General features: G+C 34.4%; 2 protein-coding genes. Both read left to right on the top strand.

Features of this window, described 5'->3' with window-relative positions:
* On the top strand, nucleotides 1–2115 hold a 2115-nt coding region (locus JT739_RS11905; RefSeq protein ID WP_237661351.1), incomplete at its 5' end, for a Mu transposase C-terminal domain-containing protein.
* Nucleotides 2087–2821 (top strand): ATP-binding protein (locus tag JT739_RS11900; protein WP_237661350.1); only part of this gene is annotated, 735 nt, incomplete at its 3' end. The genes JT739_RS11905 and JT739_RS11900, both read left to right, overlap by 29 nt.

Here is a 2821-nt window from a genome sequence, read left to right as displayed (position 1 = left end):
CACAAAAAATTGGACTTGATCCTATTGTGGATTGACGATGAAATAGCATATGTAATTGATGTAAATAAAAATAAAGTTCCTTATATTCGTAGAATTGAAGATATAGAAGTTGCACTAGCAGAGGATAAAGCAGAAATTATCAAGGAAGATAAATATATCGTTGTGTTGAGAGAAGAAGATATAGCCGAAAAGCATAAAGTTATTAGGGATAAGGCATGGAATATTGTTAAAGATATGGTAGACAAGGAGCCTGATATTTATCAGGCATCTTTTAGAAGGAAGTTAATAAAAAAAGCATCTGAGAATTATGGAATAAGTGAATTTTGGATTTTAGAGTATTTAAAGCGATATTGGAAAAGGGGAAAAACCCGTAATGCCTTATTGCCAGACTACAGAAACTGTGGTGCAAAGGGTAAAGAGAGAAAGGCTAGAGATGCGAAAAGAGGAAGACCTAGAGCAAATCAAAGTGTTAAAGGAGAAGGAATTAATGTTACGGAAGATATTAAAAGAATTTTTCGTATTGCAGTAAACAAATATTACTATACTACAGCCAAAAATTCTTTGACCTTGACTTACGAACTTATGAGAAAGGAATACTTTAATGATGGATTTAAAGAAGAAAATGGGGTAACGATACCTATTTTAAAACCGCAATCACAAATCCCTTCATTTGGTCAGTTTAGATACTGGTTTTATAAAGAACGTGACTTAAAAAAAGAGATAACTAGCAGATACAGCAATAAAAAGTATCAAAAACGGTACAGACCTATTATAGGCAGTTCCCTTGATGGAGTATTTCAACCAGGGGAATTTGAGATAGACTGCCAAGTGGGAGATGTTTATTTGGTATCAAGATTTAATCGGAATTGGATAATAGGCAGACCTGCTATATACGCTGTCATCGATAAATTTAGCCGTATGATATGTGGAATTTATGTAGGTTTGGAAAGTGGTTCATACCTTGGCGCAATGATGGCACTTTTAAATGCAACGACAGACAAAGTGGAATTTTGCAAGCAGTATGGTATTGAAATAGAGGAGAAGGATTGGCCGGTTCATCATTTACCAGAGTCTATAACTGCCGACCGGGGAGAACTTGAGGGAGGAAATATTGAAAATCTTATAAATACACTTAATGTAAAAGTTAAAAATACGCCTCCTTATCGGGCTGACCTTAAATCAGCAGTAGAAAGATTTTTTGGGCTTACGAATGAACGGGTAAAGCCTTTTTTGCCAGGTGTTGTGGATTTAGATGGAAGGGAACGAGGGGATAAGGACTATAGGATAAAAGCAAAATTGGATATATACCAATTTACACAGATATTAATTAAATGCGTCTTGTATCACAACAATCATTATCATTTAGATTATTATAAACGGGATGAAGATATGATTGAAGATAATGTTCAATGTATCCCAATTGAACTTTGGAACTGGGGTATTGCAAACCGGGGCGGTACACTTAGAACCGTTCCTGAGGATGTTATAAAACTAGCGTTGATGCCGGCTGATACAGCAACTGTAACTCCTAAAGGGATAAGGTATAAGGATATGTATTATGCATCAAAGACTATGTTAAAAAATGGAGTGTTTACTGATGCCAGAGTAAAAGGAAGATGGAATGTAAAGATAAGTTATGACCCACGGAATATGGATTACATATATGTTTATGATGATAATATAAAAAAATATGAGAAATGTTTTTTAACTGATGCAGGTAGTAGATACAAGGAAAAGACAATTGAAGAAATAGAGTATCTTCTAGCAGTAGAAAAAATGCAGAGAGAAAAAAATAAAGATAATGTTGCACAGGCAAAGGCACAATTAATTTCAGAAATAGAAGATATAGTTAAACAGGCAGAGGAGGATTATAAAAGAGAAACAAGCATTGTAGAAAGCGATAAACAGAGAGTAAAGAATATACGAGAAAACAGAAAGGCTGAAAAAATGATAAGAAGGATGGAAGAGGCTTTTGATTTAGGAAATAGTGATGAAAACTATCAAAACAATTTAGATGAGGAAGCAGAAACAGGAGAAAATGATACTTTGCAACTATTGTTTCGAAAACAGAAAGAGGTGATGTTAGATGAGAGAAGTGATGATACCCAATGGTAGTATAGCAGTAGAAGCAGAATATAAAGAACAAGTAATTCCAGATTATAGAGGAAATCCATTCATCGAATCCCTTCCTAATCTTCTTTCTACGCAAGAGGCAATAGAAAAATTGGCTTTTTATCCTAAGTTTGAAAAAAATGAAAGACAGTTAGACAACCACTACCGTATTCATATGATAGACAGATTATTTCAGGTTTTTCAGCCCATTCCTATGACTATAGAACTGGAAAGAAAGATTTCTCGTTCAATTAGACAGGGTTATCTCTCACGCAATCCATTTGGCATCAGATTGGCTCAAGATTTTTATAGGGATTATCATAAAAATCCCATCGGCATAATGGATAATAAAGAATATTATTCGTATTCACTAGGGTTTACTTTGATAGGAATATCAGGTTTGGGAAAGACTTCCTCTCTTAATAGAATACTAAGTTTATATCCTCAAGTAATTGTACACTCTGAATATCAAAACATGCCATTTTCTACGTATCAAGTGGTGTGGGCGAAACTGGAATGTCCTCACGATGGGTCAATTAAGGGACTTTTATATGAATTTTTTTCGGAAATAGACAGACTATTAGGAACTAATTACTATCAAAAGTTGATGAGAACAAGGGCAACGACAGATGCCATGATGACAGTAATGAATCAGGTGGTAAGAAACTGTGCTCTAGGAATTTTAGTTATTGATGAGATACAACATTTG

This window comes from Tepidanaerobacter sp. GT38 (assembly GCF_021991635.1).
Taxonomy (GTDB): domain Bacteria; phylum Bacillota; class Thermosediminibacteria; order Thermosediminibacterales; family Tepidanaerobacteraceae; genus DTU063.
This window is presented reverse-complemented; position numbering and strand designations above follow the sequence as displayed.